Genomic DNA, 21046 nt, shown 5'->3' with positions numbered 1-21046 from the left:
GGAAAACCATGTCCAAATTGCTGCTTATCATGCTTATGCTGACCGTCTGGGCTTCCGCCCATGCGCTGCAGATCGATGAGGAAAGATCGATCCGCACCTTGTTCGAGAGCAAGCATTCCGTCAGCAGAGCCGTCCATGCGGCCGCCCAGCAGTTGAACAAGGAGGATTTGGCCGAAGGCCGGTTCACGATCAATGCAGAGGCGGCGTACGAGAAGGCGATGGAATACTTGCGGCTCAATCTGCTGCTGGATGCTTCGGGTCATCCGCTTCCCGGCTCCAGGCTGCGCCAGCGCGTCGTGCTGGAAGACTGGGCAGTCATCAACGCCGGCCAGCCGTTTCCTTTCACGTACCGCAATTCCCGGTACAATTACGAAGTGACGCTCGATCGGCCCGGCGTCGTCATGATCATAGCCGTCTCTTACCCGCGGTTGTTTTCCATGATGGAGCCGGTTGTCTGGCATGTGAAAGGAACCGCCGAGCTGACCGGCCCGATGAATACAGTCTATACAAGCCTTAGTTCTTGATCGGGAACCGCAGCACTTAACCTAATCAGGTCAGCAGAACTTAGCTCCTTATCAGACCACAGCTAACAGCCTAATAAGAACCACAGCACTTAGCTTTTGATTTGGAGCCGCAGCATAGGGTGCTGCCGTGCAGGAAAACCATGTCAATACTGTTAATTTCCATGCCTCCGGCCCGGTTTGTTCTCTTCATCTGCCGGCTCTTGAACATATCCGTTTGCACTCACCCCGCTACTTCTAGTAAACTTTTTAAAAGAGCTGTCCGCGAGCCTATCATTTCTGTTTATTTCAATAGGCCGCGGCAAAGAGCAGGGGGGCGAGTGGACAATGCTGAAGCTCGGAGACAAGGTCGTTATCATCGCTGATCAATATGAGCAGAATCTTCCTGTCGGGGAGTATGGATATATTATTGCCTATGACCGCAATGCGGACAATGTATTTGATTATGTCATCCGCATACCAGCGGAAAACCGCAATTTTCTCGTTCCGGGAGATGACGTGGAGCTGGAGGAGATCCTGCTTCGTCTGGAGGCTGACCGCGTGGAGCGGGAGGCTCTGATCGATTATGCCTTGGCGACCCGCAACGAAGAGCTGTTCAACCGGATCATGAATGGCGACGCAGCCGAAGAGCCTGCCGAAGAGCCCGGATCCAAAGAGCTGCAAAGCCGCGACGACTTTATCCGGCAAGTCAATCTCAAGGCCTGGATTTAAGAAGCGGAGCGGATTTTAGTCGATAGAGGAGGATGATGAGGATGGAAATTATTTTTCACGGCCAATCTTGCATTCAGATTACGGCGGATAACGGGAAATCTTTGCTGGTCGATCCATTCCTAAGCGGCAATCCGCTGTCCAAGAGCAATCCGTCCGATATCCGCACGGATTACGTTCTTCTTACTCATGCGCATCAGGATCATATCCTGGACGCCGCCGACATTTCCAAGGCGAACGGAGCTCCGATCGTCGCTATTCCCGAACTGGCTGCCTACATGTCCTGGCAAGGTGCCGAGACGATCGGCATGAACATGGGCGGAACGGTCGACCTCGGGTTCGCCAAGGCGACGATGATACCGGCCTTCCACAGTTCGGGCATCGTGCTGGATGACGAGCAGAGAATCGTTTACGGCGGCATGCCGGCCGGATTTGTCATTGAGGTGGACGGCAAGCGGATTTTGCACGCCGGCGATACTTGTCTGTTCTCGGACATGGCTCTGATCGGCAAGCGCAGCAAGCCGGATATCGCCTTCATCCCGATCGGAGGCCATTTCACGATGGGACCAGAGGATGCCTTGCAGGCGGCCGAATGGTATGGAGCGGAGCATGTCGTCCCGATTCATTACGATACGTTTCCGCCCATCCATCAGGATGCCGGCGCTTTTGTCGAGAGCTTGAGAGGGCTCGGCCTGAAGGGCCAGGTCGTGGAGCCGGGCTCCAAGGTCGATCTCTCTGCCTGGAAGTGATATTCCGGCACAAGCAAGCAAGTAAGCGCAGAAGGCGCCGCCAACTTGGCGGACGCCTTCTTTTTTGCATTTGCAGCTCATTGAGAATGTTGTGGAACTCAAGGTATAATACAAGGAATGACGAAGAGGCAAGGGGGGAACAGCGCGATGAATATAACGATTCGGGATGTGGAGCATGTGGCGGGACTGGCCCGGCTGGAGTTCACGGAATCGGAGAAGGAGCAATTTGCCCAGCAGCTCAGCGCCATACTCGCTTATGCGGACAAGCTCGGAGAGCTGGATACGACGGATGTGGAGCCTACGAGCCATGTATTGCCGGTGACGAACGTCATGCGGGAAGATCAGGTGCGCGGATCGGTTTCCAACGAGACCGCTTTGCTGAACGCGCCGGATGAAGAGGACGGGCAGTTCAAAGTGCCTGCCGTGCTGGAATAGGATCCCTAGCTGAAAGGAGGAACAACGCTTGGCTTTATTTGACAAGAGACTTCAGGATGTACATAACGAGCTCGCCGCCGGCAAGCTGTCCGCTGCTGAGCTGACCGATGCTTCCTTCAAGCGCATCGCGGAGACGGACGGCAAGATAGGGGCTTTCCTGACGCTGAACGAGGAATCCGCGCGTGCCAGGGCTGCAGGGCTGGACCGCGATGCAGGAGCGGAGAAGGGGCTGCTGCACGCACTCCCCGCAGGCATCAAGGACAACATTGTGACGAAGGGGCTTCGCACCACGTGCGCCAGCCAGTTCCTGAGCAATTACAATCCGATCTACGACTCGACCGCGGCTTCCAAGCTGCGCGATGCCGGAGCGGTCACGATCGGCAAGCTCAACATGGACGAATTTGCGATGGGCGGCTCCAATGAGAACTCGAGCTTCCACCCGGTCCGCAATCCTTGGAATACGGACTACGTCCCTGGAGGCTCCAGCGGCGGCTCGGCAGCGTCGGTTGCAGCCGGCCAAGTGTATTTCGCTCTAGGGTCCGACACCGGGGGCTCCATCCGCCAGCCGGCATCCTATTGCGGCGTCGTCGGCTTGAAGCCGACCTACGGCCTTGTGTCCCGCTTCGGTCTGGTCGCATTTGCTTCCTCGCTGGATGCGATCGGGCCGCTGACCAAAAACGTCGAGGATTCCGCTTATGTTCTGCAAGCCATTGCCGGACATGACGGCATGGACTCGACCTCGGCGAACGTTGCCATTCCGGATTACGTCAGCGCTTTGACAGGAGATGTCAAAGGTCTTCGCATCGGCGTTCCGAAGGAATATATGGGTCAAGGCATCGATCCTAAAGTGAAGGAGGCCGTCCTGGCCGCGCTCAAAGTGTACGAGGGCCTTGGAGCGACATGGGAAGAAGTATCGCTGCCTCATACCGAGTATGCGGTCGCGACCTATTACCTGCTCGCTTCCTCTGAAGCGTCCTCCAACCTGGCCCGCTTCGACGGAGTCCGATACGGCGTGCGAGCCGACAATCCGGACAATCTCATCGACCTGTACCGCAAGTCACGCAGCCAAGGCTTCGGCGACGAGGTGAAGCGCCGCATCATGCTCGGCACGTATGCGCTCAGCTCCGGCTACTACGATGCTTACTATTTGAAGGCGCAAAAGGTACGCACCTTGATCAAGCGCGACTTCGACCAGGCGTTCGAGAACTTCGACCTGCTGCTCGGACCGACGGCTCCAACGCCTGCATTCCGCATCGGCGAGCAGATCGGCGACCCGCTGACGATGTATCTCAATGACATCGTCACCATCCCGGTCAGCCTGGCCGGCGTGCCGGCCATCAGCGTGCCGTGCGGCTTCGCGGACGGACTGCCTGTCGGCTTGCAGCTGATCGGCAAGGCGTTCGACGAAGCGACCGTGCTTTGCGCCGCCCATGCCTTCGAGCAGCACACCGACCACCACAAGGCGCGCCCGCAGCTGTAAGCGCCCGTATCTTGCAAGCAGGAGGAACGTTATCCATGACGGAATACAATTCGTACGAAACGGTGATCGGGCTTGAAGTGCATGTGGAGCTGCATACCGCCAGCAAAATTTTCTGCGGCTGCTCGACATCGTTCGGAGCGCCGCCGAATACCCATACATGCCCGATCTGCCTCGGCCACCCCGGCGTATTGCCGGTACTGAACCGGCAGGCGGTCGAGTACGCGATGAAGGCGGCCATGGCGCTTAACTGCACCGTGGCCGATATCAGCAAGTTCGACCGTAAAAACTATTTTTATCCCGATTCCCCGAAGGCGTATCAGATCTCCCAATTCGATCAGCCGATCGGCGAGAACGGCTGGATCGACATTGAAGTGAACGGCGAGACGAAGCGGATCGGCATTACCCGCCTCCATCTGGAGGAGGACGCCGGCAAGCTGACCCATGTCGAAGGCGGTTTCGCTTCCCTTGTGGACTTCAACCGTGTCGGCACTCCGCTTGTGGAGATCGTATCCGAGCCGGATCTCCGCACCCCGGAGGAAGCGAAGGCCTATCTGGAAAAGCTGCGCGCCATCATGCAGTATTGCGACGTGTCCGACGTGAAGATGGAAGAAGGCAGCCTGCGCTGCGACGCCAACATCAGCCTTCGTCCATGGGGCCAGGAGAAATTCGGCACCCGAGCCGAGCTCAAGAACATGAACTCCTTCCGCGGCGTGCAGCGCGGACTGGAGTACGAGCAGATGCGGCAGGCCGACATACTGGACGGCGGCGGTACCGTCGTGCAGGAGACGCGCCGCTGGGACGATTCCCAAGGCAAAACCTTCTCCATGCGCGGCAAGGAAGAGTCGCATGACTATCGGTATTTCCCCGATCCGGACCTGGTTCGGCTGCTTATCGACAACGAGTGGAAGGAGCGCGTCCGCGCTTCCATTCCCGAGCTTCCGGATGCACGGCAAGCCCGCTACACCTCCGAATACGGTTTGCCTGCATATGACGCCGGCGTCATCACCTCCTCGAAAAAGCTGGCTGATTTCTTTGAAGAGAGCCTGGCGTATACGAACGATGCCAAATCGGTGTCCAATTGGATCATGGGCGATCTGCTCGCTTATTTGAACCAGACCGGCAAGGAGATCGACGGCGTCGCGATTACCGGACAAGGCTTGGGAGAAATGATCGGCCTCCTCGAAAAAGGCACTATCAGCGGCAAGATCGCGAAGACCGTGTTCAAGGAAATGCTCGAGAGCGGCAAGCTTCCGCAGCAGATCGTGGAAGAGCAGGGACTCGTCCAGATCAGCGATGAAGGAGCCATCCAGAGCATTGTGGAGAAGGTCGTCGCAGCGAACCCGCAGTCGGTGGAGGACTACCGGGCGGGCAAGGAAAAAGCGATCGGCTTCCTCGTCGGCCAAGTGATGAAGGAATCCCGCGGCAAAGCGAACCCGGGACTCGTCAACAAGCTTTTGACCGACTATCTCAACCGCTGATTTCAACAGCCGTTCCCTATCGGGAGCGGCTTTTTTCAATATGCGATATAAGTACGAGGTTTATCGCTCCTGCCCGCTTTGGACGTTACGGAACCTAGCATCCGTGTTAAAGTATGTTGAAGCGAAGAAATGCTTCATGTCGCCGCATACAGTAAGGTACAATAGCCTGAAAAGATGCGCAGCAACGAAGAGAAAGGGTGGGATGGCACATCATGAGCGCATCCTTGGCTGTCAGCAGTCCCTGGTACATCAGCGAGTGGGAGATGATGCTCCGGCTGCTTATGGCTGTTCTGCTCGGCGGGCTGGTCGGCTTCGAGCGGGAGCAGTCGAATCATGCGGCCGGCCTTCGGACGAATATATTGGTTTGCCTTGGCTCCTGTCTGCTGATGCTTTTGTCGGCATACGGATTTTCAGCCTTCATCAACGAGACGAATGTCCGTCTGGACCCGGCTCGTCTGGCAGCGCAAGTCATTACGGGCATAGGTTTTCTGGGAGCGGGCACCATTTTATTTACCGGGAAATCCATTACGGGCCTTACGACGGCCGCTACGCTATGGGTCGTATCCGCCATCGGACTTGCGGTCGGCGCTGGATTTTTGTTCCCTGCCGTGGCCGTCACAGTGATTGTCCTTATCGTCCTCATCGTCCTTAATAAAGTCGAACGCAAATTCAGCAACGGAAAAAAAGAGCATCACCTGCAGATTCTGGCTGACGAAACGAACGCCCTTCTTCAGGCGATCAGCGCTCTTCTCCAGCAGCAAGGCATCGTCATGCGCAAGATGTCGCTGCAGGAGCACGGCAACCGTGAAATGGAAGGGCCGAGGGTGATGCTGCTGCTGTATGTTAATTTCCCCCGATCGTGCAATATCATCAAATTGCTTGAAGAAATCAAATCGCTGGATGGTGTGCATGCCGTGAGCGCGGAATGAACAATACCCAATTCCAACCGAAACGTCGCTGGCTGGCCGGACTGCTCGCTTTTTTGCTCCCCGGCGGAGGCCATCTCTACATCGGCCGCTATGGACGCGGCCTGGTCCTATTGCTCGCGGTGCTGCTGGATCTAGCCGCTCTCGTCCGATTTTCCGATGCGACGAGCGGCAGCCGCGCCCTTTTGCTCGTATATTTGGGAATGGCGCTGCCGGCGCTGTATTTCGTCAGCGTGTTCGATGCCCTGCAGATCGCCAGCCGCACGGGTCTGTCTGAAGACGATGCGCGCCTACGACCGGAGCCTGTCGGCTTCGCGATGACTCACAGCATGATTCTTGTCGCCGGCGGAATCATACTCTTTTTTCTTATCCGTCCGACAAGAGCTGTCCAGCCAAGACTGGATTGGCTTGGGGATTTGGCATCCGGAGTCATTCTTCTGATCATCGCCGCATGGATGGCCTTTCGGATCAAGCCGGGCTTCTTCCGCTTCGGCAGGCTCAGCAGCGCCGCTTTGCTGGCTGCATGCGGAGTTCTGCTGCTGTGGGATCAGGCTGCGGGACGCAATGACATCGGGCTGTTAGCCGACTGGTGGCCGCTCTTGTTCGTTCTTGCCGGATTTGAAATGCTGGTCTACCAGCTGCTGGAGAGAAAAAAGCCTGGGCGAAGGCTGTCGGCAGGCGCGGGCTCGCTTCTTGCAGCGCTGCTGCTTGCGGGATCAGCTACTCGATCACCCAATACGGCGGGCTTCCTTTCCGTTGGCTGGATCAATACGGGACCGGCGCGAGGATGGAGAACCTGTCGGAGGAAAAGGGGTACAGCTACAGCTTGAAGCCAGTATCCGCCGTCATTACGGAACCGCTGAACGATGTCGTGGTCGACAACCCCAACGGAGACGTGTCGGTCGTACCTTCGACAGACCCGGACAGCCGGGAAGTAACCGTCGAAGCGACGCTCTGGGTCGATTCCGACAACAAGCAGGAGGCGGATCTGGTGGAGCAAAAATCAGCCGTCTCCGTATCTGCGGAAGGAAAGCTGCACATTGAGACAAAGGGGATGCCTTACGGCGCCAACGGGGCGCGGATGCCGCGTTTCAATCTCCAGATTACGATTCCGGCCGATTTGGAGACACTGCTGTCCGTTCCGGGAGCATCTCCTTCTCCTGGTCCTCTCTCGGCGGGAACAGCCCTGCCGGGAGAGAATGTACCCGACGGTACGGAGCCTTCTCCTTCTCCACAGACGGACGCGGCGAGTCCCTCTCCTCCTCCCGCTGCTCCTGAGCAAACGGTCAAATTCCTGCTCAATGCGGGCAACGGCTCCGTCAAGCTAAGCGGCATTCGCGCAACCGGCGGGTTTGTCGTACGCAATCGCAGCGGTTCCATCGAAGCGATGGATTTGACCGGACCGCTGGAAGCGGGCACCAGCAATGGCGAGGTGAAAGCCCGGAGAATTACCGGAGACGCGGCGTTGTCGGCCAAGGAAGGAGCGATTACAGCCTCGTCGATCCATGGCAAGCTGACCGCTTCCACGGCCAATGGCAATCTGGACATCAACGATGTTCGGGGTGAAGCGCTGCTCGAGACGAGGAACGGATTCATCCATGTCCGTGAAGTCAGCGGGAGCGTGCAGGCGGATACGCTGAATGGAGAGATCAGCCTGGCAAGCTCTGTGGTCGGGGGCACTTGGGACATCAACAGCTCCATTGGAGAAATTCTCTTATCCTTGCCGGCGGATGGTTCTTATACGGTTGATGGATCGGTTACCTTCGGGACGATCCGTTCCGAGCTGCCTCTCCAAATCGAGAAAAAGACCGTCAAAGGCCAAATCGGGCTCGGTACGTACCGGATCCGGGTCGATGCCAACAGCGACATACGGATTACCTCTTATCCCGGTCCCGGATGAAGCCCATAGGCCATGCAAAGAGAAAAGTTGGATGGTAGCCTCTTCATTGACAAAACGTAAAATTCAGGCTTACAATAGAACTACTACAAAGTAAATACAACTATAAATTACGAAGGACGTGATCGGGAATGGGAGCCAGCGTTGAGCAAGCTCTGGAGCAGCTGAAGGCAAGCGGCGTCCGCATGACCCCGCAGCGTCACGCGATACTTGGGTTTCTGATGAATTCCATGACTCATCCGACTGCGGACGAGATCTATAAAGCTTTGTCACCCGACTTCCCGAGCATGAGCGTCGCTACGATCTACAACAACCTGCGTTTGTTCGTCGAGGCAGGCTTGGTCAGGGAGCTGACCTATGGGGATGACTCCAGCCGGTTTGATGCCGACTTGTCCGACCATTATCACGCCATATGCAAAGTATGCGGAGATATCGTCGACTTTGAGTATCCTCCTCTCATGGAGGTGGAGCAAGCCGCTTCCCGAGAGACCGGATTCCGTGTCGAAGGACATCGAATGGAAATTTACGGAGTATGCACGCAATGCGCGAAAACGACCGTGAATTGAAACCGTTTGGAAGCGATGCTTCCAAACGGTTTTTTTTATGTGCATGAATATAGCCCTCTTTTAATAGACTCATAGAGAAGGATCGGTCAACTTTTTGCGTTCCGAACTCGTCTAATCTTTGTATACGCAAGGAGTGTGGGCAATGAGAAGGGGCATGACCTCTGCGGGCAGGCGCAAGGGAAGAGGATTTCGCCGCTTGCTGGGATTCTGTGTATGTATCGGTATCATGGCAGGGGCATGGGCAGGATATCAGCTGCTTATGCCAAGCAACGAGCAGGAGACGCCAGTGTTCTCGGTTGAGCATCCGCTGTTCTATAAAGGCGAGTTCATGGGAGCGGGCGCTCTGCTGGAGGGCGACGAGATCAAGCTTCCGATCGAAGCCGTCACTTCCATGCTCGGAAGCGAGATTCCGATTCGCTATGAAGCCGATTCGGAATCCATCATTTTAACCAATGGCAGTCAAGTGCTGCGAATGAAAACGGATACTCTCACCGCCAAGCTTGGCAGCAAACCGTTCAAGCTGGCTGTCGCTCCGGAAACCCGAAAAGGCATCGTCTATGTGCCTTTGACTCCGCTGAACACGCTGTACGGCGTCCAAGCTCAAGTATCGAAGGTCACTGGAGCCGTTACGCTTGCCAAGGGAGGCGACAGCATCCAGTATGCGATTCCTGGCAAAAAGGAGCTGGCTGTCCGCAACGGGCCGAGCATTCATAGCCCTTATATTGAAAAGGTTCCATTGGAAGGCAGGCTCACGGTCTGGAAGGAAGAAGGAGACTGGTACTCCGTCCAAGGGCCAAGCGGGTACAGCGGTTATGCCCGCAAATCCGAGCTTCGGTTGTCGGACAAGCAGACGACTCAAGAGCCAGTCGAGCAGCAGCCTGAACTGGCGTGGAAATCAACCGGCCAGAAAATCAATCTGACTTGGGAAGCGGTATACAACGTGGCTCCCGATCCGGCGAAGTTCCCTGCCATGGAAGGGGTCAACGTCGTCAGCCCCACCTGGTTCGAATTAATGGATGGAGCCGGCCAAATCCGCAGCAAGGCGGATGCCAATTATGCGAAATGGGCGAGAAGCAAGGGGATCCAGGTGTGGGCGCTGTTCAGCAACGGCTTTGATCCGGAACGGACGACTCAAGCTTTGGCCAATGTCGAGACCCGTTTTTCCATGATCCAGCAGCTTTTGGCCTACGCCAAAATGTACCAGCTTCAGGGCATCAACATCGATTTCGAGAATGTACGGACTTCCGACAAAGGCGCACTCGTTCAATTCGTGAGGGAGCTGACGCCGATGCTGCATGAGCAGGGTCTTGTCGTTTCCATCGATGTGACGCCGAAGTCCAATAGCGAGATGTGGTCCTTGTTCCTGGACCGGGCCGAATTGATTCAAAGCGTCGACTACATGATGCTCATGGCCTATGACGAGCATTGGGCGTCCAGTCCCGAATCGGGTTCGGTCGCCTCGCTGCCTTGGGTGGAAAATTCGATTTTGAGGCTGCTGGAAGAAGATAAGATTCCCGGCTCCAAGCTGATTTTGAGCATGCCTCTATATACGCGGATCTGGACGGAGAAAACCGGTTCGGACGGGTCGGTCAAAGTATCGTCCAAGGCTGTCGGCATGAACAAGATCAGGGAGCTGATCGCGACGAACAAGCTGAAGCCGGAGTTTGATCCGTCAACGGGCCAGAATTATGTTCAGTACCCGGTAGAGGGAGGGCTGAACCGGATATGGATCGAAGACAAAGTCTCCCTTGAGGCGCGCATCGCCTTGGTCCACAAATACGGATTGGCAGGCGTGGCCACATGGAGCCGCTCCTTCCAGGCGGATGATGTCTGGTCTGTCATCCACAACGGCCTCAGCAATCCATCTTGATTCAAGGACGATTTAAATCACGATCAAAAAAAGCCCTCGGCGCCATGACTTCCAAGTGAAGTCGCGGCGCCGAGGGCTTTTATGAAATTCAGGCCTGGGACGAAGGCGGAGCGGCTGCTGCCGGTCCCGAATCGGTCTTGCTTGCAGCAACAGGCAGTTCATCATCGCTGTCCAGACCGTGCGTCGCCATCTCTTTGTCCAGCGTGAGGATCGTCTTGCAGTACATGCAGCGGTCGGTGCGTCCAAGAATTTTGGTCTGGCGTCCGCATTCCGGACAGATGAGCATGACCGCGCTGGTAGAGAGCATGCCTGCCCAGAAATAGATGCCGACGCTTACGAGCAGGGCGATCATGCCGATAACCATGAACACGGCGGCAATCACTTTGCCGGTCTGGCCCCAGAAAACGATGCCCGCCGTGCCAAGAATCATAACCCCCATTCCGACAAGGATGAGGACAAGCCCCCACAGGCGGAACTCGTTGATCTTGCTGGATTTAAGTAGCACTCGAATTCATTCCCTTTCATTGGCTCGGGCATAGCGGCCCGATTTCTTGTAAGCAAGGCAGGAAACCGCCTGTTTTTGTCGAATCATAACCTACAGACTAATATTATAGCGGAAACTTCTGGTGGAAGCTATATGGGGGATAACCGTTTGGAACTTATGAAAAAACACGTTTCGAGTATGCTCCAGTTTGAAGAAGGAGTGATCGGGCTTGTGTCTGTCTCTCATCCCTATCCGTTTCATCCGCAGATCGACGGGTTGGACCTGCTGCTGCTCGTCATCACGAGCTCGGCGTGCAGCCGGCCCTCGATTGAACATTTGCGCATGGAAGGGCAGCGTGTCATGATCCGCCGGACAACCTGCGTGGGCTTGGAGCAATGGGTTTCCAACGGGAGCGACGGCAGGATCATCGAATGGCTGCTGCGAGGAGACGTTGTTTTCGACAAGGAAAGCTTCCTCGAACAGATCAAGGCGCGCATCAGCCAATTCCCGGATGAGCTCATGAAGCGGAAGCTGCTTGTGGAGTATGAGGCTTTCTTGAAATCATGCCTTCAAGCCAAGCAAAACCTTTCGGACGGGTTTCAATTCGATGCTCATAACGATATTATCAAAACTTTAAATCATTATGCCCATATGGAGCTGCTTGAAGCCGGACTTCATCCGGAGCCATCCGTTTGGCGGCAGATGCGAAGGTTCCATCCGGGCATTTATAAGCTGTATGAGGAGCTCACGACGAGTCCGGAGACGCTTGAACAGCGCATTCAGCTCGTGCTTCTCGCCTGCGAGTTTTCGATCATGAGCAAAATGCGATCCTGCTCCTCTCTAATCTTTCATATTCTGGAATCGAGGGAGGAGCCTTGGAGCATCATGGAGCTGGCAAGCCATCCTTCCATGAACGGGCTTCATGTCGATCTTACGCTCATCCTGCAGAAGCTCGTTCAGCGAGGGTATGTTCGGGAAGTGGCTGTCATGGCCGATCCCAGGGAATCCGATGCGCTTGAGCTGAGATACAAGCTCCCGAGATAAATTTGTTGTTGATTAATGATTCTACATGGATATAATAGGAAGAAATGAATGATTCGGAATCGGGAAGCACCCGTCCGCAGCTGATGCTGGGACGGGTGTTTTTTTGTTCTGATTATGGAAGGAATCATTAAAATTACCGATATAAGGCAAAAAGAGGTGTCTGGAGGAATGCAGCTTGGTTCGGTTAATGTTAATTACCTTGTCGGCTATGGTTATGCTAGCCGGTTCAGGCTTGATCATGTATGAATCTATCAACTCGACCAGATCGATGATTATTGCGGAGCAGGCTCGGGAACAACGATAACAATTTTTAGACCATATAATTTTATCTTTCCTGGACGACAATTACAGAACGATTCCTAGTGTTGGTTTAAAAGCGGACGGTTCATTTAAGTGACAAAGGTGTGAAAGTCGGACAACCTTTTTACGAATGAAATTAAGCCGCTGCTCTATCACCCGATCAATTCATGCCAGACCATTCACAAGCAGGTTAGGAAATAACAAGATCCTATGTTAAGGAGCGGATTGAAATGAAACTTTCCCAACTGACCACCGGTTTAACAGCTGCTGCTCTTCTCTTTTCTTCCGTTACAGCATCAATTGAAGCAGCTTCAACTGCGGCCGCCAGTACATCCTTCAAGGATGTGAAATCCAGCGACTGGTATTACAGCTCGATTCAAAAGCTCATCTCGAAAGAGCTGGTCAATGGATTCGAAGACGGCACGTTCAAACCGAATCAAGAGATCAGCAGGGCTGAATTCCTGAAGCTTGTTGATTTATCTCTCCAATTGGATATCCCCGCAAACTTATCCGGCAAGCCCTGGTACACGCCGTATGTAAGTGCAGCTGTAGAAGCTGGCATACACCGTACATCCGATTTTAATGGGAATTGGACTCAGCCGATCAGCCGCCAGGAAATGGCGCGAATCACAGTAAGGGCTATTGATCAAACATTGCGGAATACGAAGACTAGCGACACGCAATTGGTCTATGAAGCAACGAAGCGCGGAATCCTATCTGGCCTTACCGGCGGAGAGCTGGGTCTGAAAGAAAATTCTACGCGCGCTCAGGCCACGGTTATTGTGGATCGGGTCCTGACGGTTTTAAATGGCGGAAATCTGACAGCGGATAAAAGAGCTGCCTCGTATGCGGAAGTAGCTTATCGAGGAACAAATATTGAAACGATGTGGGGAACATCCATAATTAGATCATTTCCATTTACAGAAGATATCTCCCCTAATGCTAAAGGGACGTTCAAACAAATGCTTGTAATAGATTTGGCTGACAAAAATAGTCCTTACAGAAATCTAGTGCCAAATCTTATTAGAGCAGATGGAAATGGATGGGACAACGACTATTTAATAGCTTTCAATGTAATTATGACTGCTACAAAAACATCACAAAACACTGAGCTTTACCTTAGAGAGATGATTAGTAATCCTTATATGAATTTCGCAGCCATTTACCCATTAAATTTTGATTCTAAATTAAATAAACTCGAAACCCTGAAAATACAAAAAAACAAAACAGTGGAAGTATGGCATCTCGTCACTTTAGATAAAAAAGATTTTATCAATATTAAAAATGGTGATTGGCCATTCCTGTATTTTGACTGGGCTAATAAGCAAAACAAAATTTATCTAGAAAAAGAAGGACGAATTTTTGGTGGTAAGAATTGAAGAATCTACCCGCTGTATTATTACTCCTTTCATTGATTACGTCTAATTTTTCGGTATTTCCTCAACCAGCCTCGGCTGCATCTTCAGATACATTTACCAGCACTTTCAGTTCAGCAAATAATCCTGGCTACCAAAAATTTTATTCAAGTCAAATAATCAATGATTTTAACATTAGCGTTCCCCAATATCAGAGTTACGACGTGAAATCCTATTCAATTAAAAAAAATGGCTTAATAAAAGGGCAACTTGGTTCGTACAATAAAGCGGCAAAGAAGATTGAAATACCCCAAATCAATGGTGACCCTATAAACGTTGATTCTACAGGAATTTCCACTATGTATTTCTCCGTATGGAGAGATTCAAGCGGAAAAAGTTGGAGGACTGGCAAGAGTTCTACAGGAGACTTCACATGGAATGCACCATCCGAAACTATTGTTAACGGGGTTTCTCAATATCCAAGTTTAATTCCAAGCGTAGATAGTAGTGGAAAAAGCATTCCCTTGGAATTAAGGTATTCGGATGGGAGCGCTGCTTCATGGTCAGATAAAATACCTCCACCTGATTCAATGTTTACATCCTCAAAAGAGGAAGTGTCAATTTCTAAAATTGATCCAGAATCAATTAATATTACTCAGGCCACCCCAAGCACTCTTGGTCTTGTTATTGACTATATAGGGAAGGGTGCTGACGGTTACGGTTATTTAAAAGTCCACAAACAACTTAGTGCAAATTATAATCTTGTTGGAATTGATTACCGCGTTGATAATTCACTTGGCGGAAATGTTCAAGGTAGAGATTACTTATTCGATTCAAATACAGTCTGGTCTGGTGTAACTTATCTTTTGGAATATGAGGTGACTGTTACATACGAAAGGATAGGCACCACCAAACACGACCTCATCGCAGACGACATCTCCGGCCCACCTGTCATCGAAGTCGGGAAACCCGCCACCTTCACGGCCACTTATCATAACGAAGGCATGGACATCAATAACACTTTCAATGTCAAGGTGACGGACGAAAAGGGGATCACACTCAAGCTCGATACCATTCGCTCGATTAAGAGCGGCGAATCAGCCAGCTTGACGTTTGTGAGCACATTCATGACTAGCGCATCCAAAACCTTCAAGCTCACGGTAGATAGCGGCAACGTCATCAATGAATCCAACGAAAGCAACAATACGATTCAGCGCACCTTTACGCCTGGCGCAGCTCCAACACCGACGCCGACTCCAAACAAAGAGATTAAGGCCGATTTTGACGTCCTCCCCCCTTCAATAGACTACGGGGATAGCTTCACAGCTCACCCAAAGGATCTGCAACTGGGAAGCTGCACGTATACCGGTCACATGTACAAATTCGTTCGCGGCAGCAACGAAAGCGTCACTGAATGGATCAGAAGTTATTCCGATACGACCTATACCCGGTCCGACTATCCAAGAGCAATCGGGCAAGGTAACCATCAAGTCTATATGAAGGTATCAACCGATTGCGGAGCAACTGATTGGATCGGACCGAAGACTCTTGAAGTCAAAGGACCAAAGAACAACCATCCGCCAACTTTCCAGATTGCATGGGTGAAACCCAGCGAACCGACAAAACCGGTCCGCCAAGCCATGGAAGGCGATCTTCTTGATCTCGTCGTCATTCAGGATCCATCGGTACCAACTCCGACTGATCCAGACGGAGATGACTTCATCTTTGATGGTTTCGATTACAGTCGAGGCACGCCCTGGATCAAAGGCTTAAAAGGCAAATACCCGACGAACGAATACGGCATGTACGAAGTCACAATGGAGAAAGGCACTCATACTGTCTATGGAACCGGCCGTGACCAGTGGGGAGCGACAGCAGAGGCCAGCGCCTTTATTAACGTTCTTTCCCGCAGCCCCATTTCAATCATTAAATGCCCGGCCAGTGTCATCGAAAATCACATTGTCCCTTTCAGCGCATTCGATTCAAGCGGCAGCTACAGTCCAGACGGAACGCCAATCGATCACTCCCGCGACGAATGGCAGAACAAACAGACCAGCTATGCGAACGGAACCGGCCAAGATATCACCGTCCAAGTCAAACTGGATGTGTATGATACGAAAGGCCGAAAATCGGACGCTCCAGCCGTATGCGAGATTATCGTCAAACCCGATCAGCCCCCCATTGCCAAACTTGAAGTTCCTTCACTTGGCATCCGTAATGAGCCTAACGTCATTCTCAATAAATCCTACAGTCCGGATGGCGATGAAATCATTTCGGCGAAATACAAATACAAATACGACGCGCTGAACAATGGCTTTGCAGATGATACCTGGCAGACATTGACCGGGACTATGAAGCAAGTCACCTTTGCCGGCAGCAAAGTCGGAAAGTATTTATTCTGGACAGAGGTAACTGAAAACTACGGCCTGACGGGCAGCACGGACAATCAATCACAATCAACTCTTGTCCTAAATATCGTGAACAATGCTCCAGAAGTATCCTTCGATCTCAAAGGCAAGAACCCGCAGCCGGATCTGGACGCCAGTACGACCATCCGTCCGGAGAAAATGATTGATTGGCCTGTTTACGTCCCGAACACTTTGGAGCAGGTATACGACAAGCTCAAGCTGTGGAGTGTTGACGGCGGCAGCCTGGTCGGTGGCGAAGGCCGCAATTTCGGCGGGGCAGCGAATAATATGAACCGCTATGAAATGAACCGCGCAACAGGAAATGATACTGTATTTTGGACCATGGGAACGCAAGCCGACAATGGATTTGGACCCAACTCCCTTTCTCCCTGGCGCGCACTTACGAACAAAAACAAGTTTAATGACATCATTCTGGATAAAGACAATGAATTGATGCAGGTTAGAAGTGACGGAAACATCTTGTACAATCACTTCTTGCCTCAAGTATATTCAACTAAAAAACTCACGATCTTTTCCGGTTACAAGGGCTCGAGCTACACCATCTATGGCATGAATCCAAAGAAGTTGTCGCCTGTCATTTGGGATTACAGCAACCCCTATTCGCCTAAACGGAAATGGACGAATGGCAGCCCGTATGAGTACGTGATTACAATCGATAACGCCTATCGAAAGTGGTTTACCGTATCGGGATCCTATTTGTATGTAATCCAGACCGCGCAAGGTGAAGTGAGGGTTGCCGCGTACAATGTATCAACAGGACAAGTCTTGAAGGAAAAAAGCTTTACCTCCAGTTTCGATGGAATTGTAGCCGATCGGGACAAGTCATGGGGATCCTTTGATGAATGGAAAATATCCCGTTCCGGAAATGACGGAACCATTGTTTTAAGCAGCTTCTACAATGACCATTCCTCCAACTACACGCTCCCAGACGGCGGGGATGCCGGATATTTCGTCAAGCTTGGTCCTGATTTATCTCCCAAGCGCCTTGGAACAATCAAATCCGTACCGTTAAGGCCGGGAACGTATTGGACCGGCTTTGATTATCACATTGCGGATGAATGGTACACGGACCCGTATGGGAACACATACACCTATGAGGGCCATGGCACCAAAATATCTTCAGGACAGACATGGAATCCGATTCACTCTTACCTGGACTTAACGGTTAACAAATACGACGCCAACATGAATCTAGTCTGGAAGAAGTATGTGAATGAAATCAATCGGGAAGCCGGACTGAACAGCAACCAGGTCGGATTTTACCGGGGGATGACGACCTTGAATTATCATCCAATGTCGATGTCGCCATCGGCGGATGATTTGTACGTCCCTCTAGTTCAAAACGGGGGCTCGACAAGCATTGAATCCACCGTGCTGCGGCTGAGCATGAGGGATGGCACAATTAAGGAACGGCTTCCCGGAGGAACAGGCACCTTCGTTGATTGGAACGGAAACAGGACAGGAAGCAACACAACCCTTACAGCGGATAATGCCAACACCGGCGGCGACTGCAATGCCTATGGATGTGCATTTTTCCGAGAGTATACAGGTAACGGTGTCCTGTTTGAAGTTCTGGAACCTGCTTATCCGTCGAAAATTCCTTACGTCTATATGGCCGTAGGCGATCCTACGACAGGTCCGCTTGCACGTCAAACGTTCACAAACGGACAGATGGTATCCGACGTTTCGCTGAATGATGTGGAGATGAAATTCAGCCTTCGCATGACGGATGTGGACATCGACCAGGAGAGCATGGGCTTCAGCTTCCGCATGCAGGATCCACGGAACCGGTACGCGGTAGAGACAGATGGCCATTCGTTTGACCTTGTGAAATATATGAATGGATCCAGGATGGTACTACAGAATGGTAGCTACCCTTTCCAGTCCGATGTCAGCTACGGATTGAAGGTCAAAACAGTAGGCAATAAAATTGAAGCGTTCCTGAACAACATTCCCATTCTAAGCGCCATAGACGGCCAGTTCACGGAAGGCAAGTTCGGATACTATGCCAACAAAGCCTTTGTCCGTTTCAGCGCACTGACTTACAAGGCCGTCGAAAACAAAGTGGAGTGGTCTGCGGATTATGCCATCTGGGATGAAGGCACAGCGAGGGCTGATGTGCAGTATGAAAACATTCAGTTCTTCGATCCGGAAGGGGATCCTAAAGCCGGCTCCTACTTATGGAGCTATGAACATACGCCGCGATTCATCAACAATCAAGGTTTATCATCTCTAAACGGCCGCATGGTTGAATCCGAACAGCTGACCTTTGATAAAGTGGGGGATTACCTCGTCAAGCTGCAGGCGAGGGACGATCCGCATCCGGATTACCGCTATCCGGACAATCGATTCGGAGACTATCGAAAGGATTCAAATCCGTTTATAAAGAAAGTGACGGTTCACCGGAGGCCAGTGTCGCATTTCACGATTGCATCCGCAGCTGACGGGAAAGTCATCTGGACGGACAGCAGCTATGATCCCGACCGATATGTGAGTTCGACTAACTACTCCACGGAGAACACGGGCATCGATTATCGAACGACAAAAGGAATATTAGAGAAGAAGTTCTACTATGTAACGCCATCCGGGGAAACCGTCTATCAGAAACTCGTCACGCCGCAGGAAAGAGGTATCTACGAAGTCGGGATGGCCGTCAAGGATGAGTACGGGGCTTGGTCGGTGTATTCCATTCAGACGGTCAACATAGGAACGATACCTGCTCACAACACTCCTCCGGTTCCTGGATTCAATCAAACACACTTGAGTACTTTCCGTGGCGTTTCAATTACGTTCGACTCCACTGCCTATGACAAGGAGGACGGAAGTCGAGAGAATCTCCCTCAAACTTGGTATTTGCGAAATGCAACGACCAACGGCGGGGAGACGATAGCCGGCAGCTCTCGTACGAGCTGGCAAAAAACGTTCAGCAGTCTCGGATTGTTCCGCATTCGTCAATTGGTGCAGGATTCAAGCGGCTCTGAAGCCCAGATGGAAAAACAGGTCACCATTCTTAACCGGCTGCCGTCTGTCATGCTTGCCAATCCTGCGAGCAAAGATCAGCTCAAGCCAACCGAGATGATGGAACGGAAGCCATTATTCCGATTTGTTTATTCCGATTCTGATCAGGATGTCCAAACTCATTTCCAACTTATCGTTTACCGGTATGGTGGAGAAAAGCTTCTTGATTCCTCTGTCCTGCCAGGCACGGCCAATAGCTGGAGGCCGAATTCCGATTTGCCCGAGGATGTCTATATGTATATACGGGTACGCGTTTTCGACGGGTTTGACTGGAGCGCATGGAGTGATCCGGGTTATTTCTGGATCAAGCCAAATCGTCCGCCTATCGCCGAATTTGACTGGTCGCCCAAACCTGTATACGAGGGGGACTCATTGACATTGCTGGATCGCTCCTCTGATCCTGATGGGGATCCGCTTACAGAAACGTGGGAGATTTCCAGCCCATCCGGGAAGCGTACCATGGCAAACATTGCTTCGACGATTATTTCGGCGGAGCCAGGGATGTACCGTATTCGGCTTGTGGTGAGCGACGGCAACCTTCAAAGCGAGATAACCAAACAGATCCAGGTCCTGCCGCTCACTTTGACAGGCGATATTGAACATACATCGGAATGGCGGCGTATCCATGCCGATGCAGGCCATGTAATCAGCGGAAATCCAAAGGACTTCTATGCGGGAGAGAAGTGGATCGTCTACGGCTATGTTTCTCCGGCGCCAGTGCGTTACGTAACTGCATATCTACGGGCTGTAGGCAAAGACGGCAGCATAATGGAGACAAGAACTGTGCTTAAGCCAACGCCTTCCAATTCCATCCACAGCGGCGAAATGCACCACAGTCAGTGGGGGGAATTGGACACCGGTTTGGAGAGAGGCTTGTATTCTGTTCAATTCGAAGTCCAGTATGAAAACGGCGTTCGAAAGAAAGCGGAAGTCCCGCTGAGGATTATCGGGTATACGGCGGGAGCAGCAGGTGTCCATCGCCAGCAATAAGGCATTGCCGCTTCGGGGGCTGACGACGAATTGGGAATATAAATAAATGTCGAACAGCCCTTGACGGCTCCTTGATGCATGTGTTAAATTAAATCTCGCCGCTTCGAGAGGGACAGAGAAAACGCAGTGTTATCAAGGGATTCAAGAAATCTTGAAAAATAATGCTTGCGCTAATCTAGGCCATTGTGGTATATTATAAAGGTCGCCGATTGAAAGCGACATGGAAATTTGTTCTTTGAAAACTGAACAACGAGTGAAGCAAGTCAACGTTATAAATGAGCAAGTCAAACACCTTGAAGCACTTCATCGTCCTTCGGACACGAAGTCTTCTTTTATGGAGAGTTTGATCCTGGCTCAGGACGAACGCTGGCGGCGTGCCTAATACATGCAAGTCGAGCGGATCTTGTCCTTCGGGACAAGGTTAGCGGCGGACGGGTGAGTAACACGTAGGCAACCTGCCCTCAAGACTGGGATAACCTCCGGAAACGGATGCTAATACCGGATATGCGGTCTCTCCTCCTGGAGGGACCGGGAAAGACGGAGCAATCTGTCGCTTGGGGATGGGCCTGCGGCGCATTAGCTAGTTGGTGAGGTAACGGCTCACCAAGGCGACGATGCGTAGCCGACCTGAGAGGGTGATCGGCCACACTGGGACTGAGACACGGCCCAGACTCCTACGGGAGGCAGCAGTAGGGAATCTTCCGCAATGGACGCAAGTCTGACGGAGCAACGCCGCGTGAGTGAGGAAGGCCTCGGGTCGTAAAGCTCTGTTGCCAGGGAAGAACGGGGTGGAAGA

The 21046-nt window shown here is 52.3% G+C and carries 15 protein-coding genes and 1 rRNA gene; 15 read left to right on the top strand and 1 reads right to left on the bottom strand.

Translation table 11 applies throughout. The features are described 5' to 3' along the window. Positions 1-8 precede the first annotated feature (8 nt). From BN871_RS10320 to BN871_RS10270, 11 genes are all read left to right on the top strand, one after another. The gene (locus BN871_RS10320) at positions 9-524 is read left to right on the top strand and encodes a hypothetical protein (RefSeq protein ID WP_021877245.1); all 516 of its coding nucleotides are present in this window, start codon (positions 9-11) and stop codon (positions 522-524) included. Positions 525-848: 324 nt separating this feature from the next. Beyond that, a complete protein-coding gene (locus BN871_RS10315; protein ID WP_021877246.1) occupies positions 849-1232 on the top strand; it encodes a hypothetical protein in 384 nt (127 codons plus the stop codon). A 41-nt stretch (positions 1233-1273) separates the two neighbouring features. Then, positions 1274-1978 carry a metal-dependent hydrolase gene (locus BN871_RS10310; protein WP_048745825.1) on the top strand — a complete coding sequence of 235 codons (705 nt, stop codon included), beginning with the start codon at positions 1274-1276 and terminating at the stop codon, positions 1976-1978. A gap of 147 nt (positions 1979-2125) precedes the next feature. Beyond that, positions 2126-2413, top strand: a complete 288-nt coding sequence (gatC, locus tag BN871_RS10305; RefSeq protein ID WP_048745823.1) for an Asp-tRNA(Asn)/Glu-tRNA(Gln) amidotransferase subunit GatC — start codon at positions 2126-2128, stop codon at positions 2411-2413. Between the two features lie 28 nt (positions 2414-2441). Then, positions 2442-3893, top strand: coding sequence for an Asp-tRNA(Asn)/Glu-tRNA(Gln) amidotransferase subunit GatA (gene gatA, locus BN871_RS10300; protein WP_021877249.1), 1452 nt, complete (start codon positions 2442-2444; stop codon positions 3891-3893). 35 nt (positions 3894-3928) lie between these two features. Next, the gene (gene gatB / locus BN871_RS10295; RefSeq protein ID WP_048745821.1) at positions 3929-5371 is read left to right on the top strand and encodes an Asp-tRNA(Asn)/Glu-tRNA(Gln) amidotransferase subunit GatB; all 1443 of its coding nucleotides are present in this window, start codon (positions 3929-3931) and stop codon (positions 5369-5371) included. 212 nt (positions 5372-5583) lie between these two features. Further along, the gene (locus BN871_RS10290) at positions 5584-6300 is read left to right on the top strand and encodes an MgtC/SapB family protein (RefSeq protein WP_048745818.1); all 717 of its coding nucleotides are present in this window, start codon (positions 5584-5586) and stop codon (positions 6298-6300) included. Next, positions 6297-7127, top strand: coding sequence for a DUF6677 family protein (locus tag BN871_RS10285; protein ID WP_048745816.1), 831 nt, complete (start codon positions 6297-6299; stop codon positions 7125-7127). Before BN871_RS10290 ends, BN871_RS10285 begins: the two co-directional genes overlap by 4 nt. After that, entirely contained in the window at positions 7124-8197 is a 1074-nt protein-coding gene (locus BN871_RS10280; protein ID WP_048745814.1) for a DUF4097 family beta strand repeat-containing protein, read from the top strand. Before BN871_RS10285 ends, BN871_RS10280 begins: the two co-directional genes overlap by 4 nt. A gap of 128 nt (positions 8198-8325) precedes the next feature. Further along, the gene (gene perR / locus BN871_RS10275) at positions 8326-8760 is read left to right on the top strand and encodes a peroxide-responsive transcriptional repressor PerR (RefSeq protein ID WP_021877254.1); all 435 of its coding nucleotides are present in this window, start codon (positions 8326-8328) and stop codon (positions 8758-8760) included. A gap of 259 nt (positions 8761-9019) precedes the next feature. Beyond that, a complete protein-coding gene (locus tag BN871_RS10270; protein ID WP_232312953.1) occupies positions 9020-10630 on the top strand; it encodes a glycosyl hydrolase family 18 protein in 1611 nt (536 codons plus the stop codon). A gap of 88 nt (positions 10631-10718) precedes the next feature. Here BN871_RS10270 and BN871_RS10265 read toward each other — a convergent pair whose 3' ends face one another. Next, positions 10719-11135: a YgzB family protein gene (locus BN871_RS10265; protein WP_048745809.1), complete on the bottom strand. Its 417-nt coding sequence runs from the start codon at positions 11133-11135 to the stop codon at positions 10719-10721. Between the two features lie 132 nt (positions 11136-11267). On the opposite strand from BN871_RS10265, the gene BN871_RS10260 reads away from it, so the two are divergent. From BN871_RS10260 to BN871_RS10245, 4 genes are all read left to right on the top strand, one after another. Then, positions 11268-12158 (top strand): nucleotidyltransferase-like protein, encoded by an 891-nt coding sequence (locus BN871_RS10260; protein WP_269745415.1) that lies wholly within the window; start codon positions 11268-11270, stop codon positions 12156-12158. Between the two features lie 530 nt (positions 12159-12688). Beyond that, positions 12689-13837: an S-layer homology domain-containing protein gene (locus BN871_RS10255; protein WP_048745805.1), complete on the top strand. Its 1149-nt coding sequence runs from the start codon at positions 12689-12691 to the stop codon at positions 13835-13837. Further along, positions 13834-20250 carry a CARDB domain-containing protein gene (locus tag BN871_RS10250; RefSeq protein ID WP_157060258.1) on the top strand — a complete coding sequence of 2139 codons (6417 nt, stop codon included), beginning with the start codon at positions 13834-13836 and terminating at the stop codon, positions 20248-20250. Before BN871_RS10255 ends, BN871_RS10250 begins: the two co-directional genes overlap by 4 nt. 331 nt (positions 20251-20581) lie before the next feature. After that, positions 20582-21046, top strand: a 16S ribosomal RNA gene (locus tag BN871_RS10245); the annotation flags it as partial.

The sequence above is a fragment of the Paenibacillus sp. P22 genome (assembly GCF_000469945.2).
GTDB lineage: Bacteria > Bacillota > Bacilli > Paenibacillales > Paenibacillaceae > Paenibacillus_O > Paenibacillus_O humicus.
This window is presented reverse-complemented; position numbering and strand designations above follow the sequence as displayed.

Coding starts and splice junctions, on each gene's coding strand:
- BN871_RS10260 (WP_269745415.1), top strand. CDS start 11,268: ATGGGGGATAACCGTTTGGAACTTATGAAAAAACACGTTTCGAGTATG.
- BN871_RS10255 (WP_048745805.1), top strand. CDS start 12,689: ATGAAACTTTCCCAACTGACCACCGGTTTAACAGCTGCTGCTCTTCTC.
- BN871_RS10290 (WP_048745818.1), top strand. CDS start 5,584: ATGAGCGCATCCTTGGCTGTCAGCAGTCCCTGGTACATCAGCGAGTGG.
- BN871_RS10285 (WP_048745816.1), top strand. CDS start 6,297: ATGAACAATACCCAATTCCAACCGAAACGTCGCTGGCTGGCCGGACTG.
- perR (WP_021877254.1), top strand. CDS start 8,326: ATGGGAGCCAGCGTTGAGCAAGCTCTGGAGCAGCTGAAGGCAAGCGGC.
- gatB (WP_048745821.1), top strand. CDS start 3,929: ATGACGGAATACAATTCGTACGAAACGGTGATCGGGCTTGAAGTGCAT.
- BN871_RS10270 (WP_232312953.1), top strand. CDS start 9,020: ATGCCAAGCAACGAGCAGGAGACGCCAGTGTTCTCGGTTGAGCATCCG.
- BN871_RS10315 (WP_021877246.1), top strand. CDS start 849: ATGCTGAAGCTCGGAGACAAGGTCGTTATCATCGCTGATCAATATGAG.
- BN871_RS10320 (WP_021877245.1), top strand. CDS start 9: ATGTCCAAATTGCTGCTTATCATGCTTATGCTGACCGTCTGGGCTTCC.
- BN871_RS10310 (WP_048745825.1), top strand. CDS start 1,274: ATGGAAATTATTTTTCACGGCCAATCTTGCATTCAGATTACGGCGGAT.
- gatC (WP_048745823.1), top strand. CDS start 2,126: ATGAATATAACGATTCGGGATGTGGAGCATGTGGCGGGACTGGCCCGG.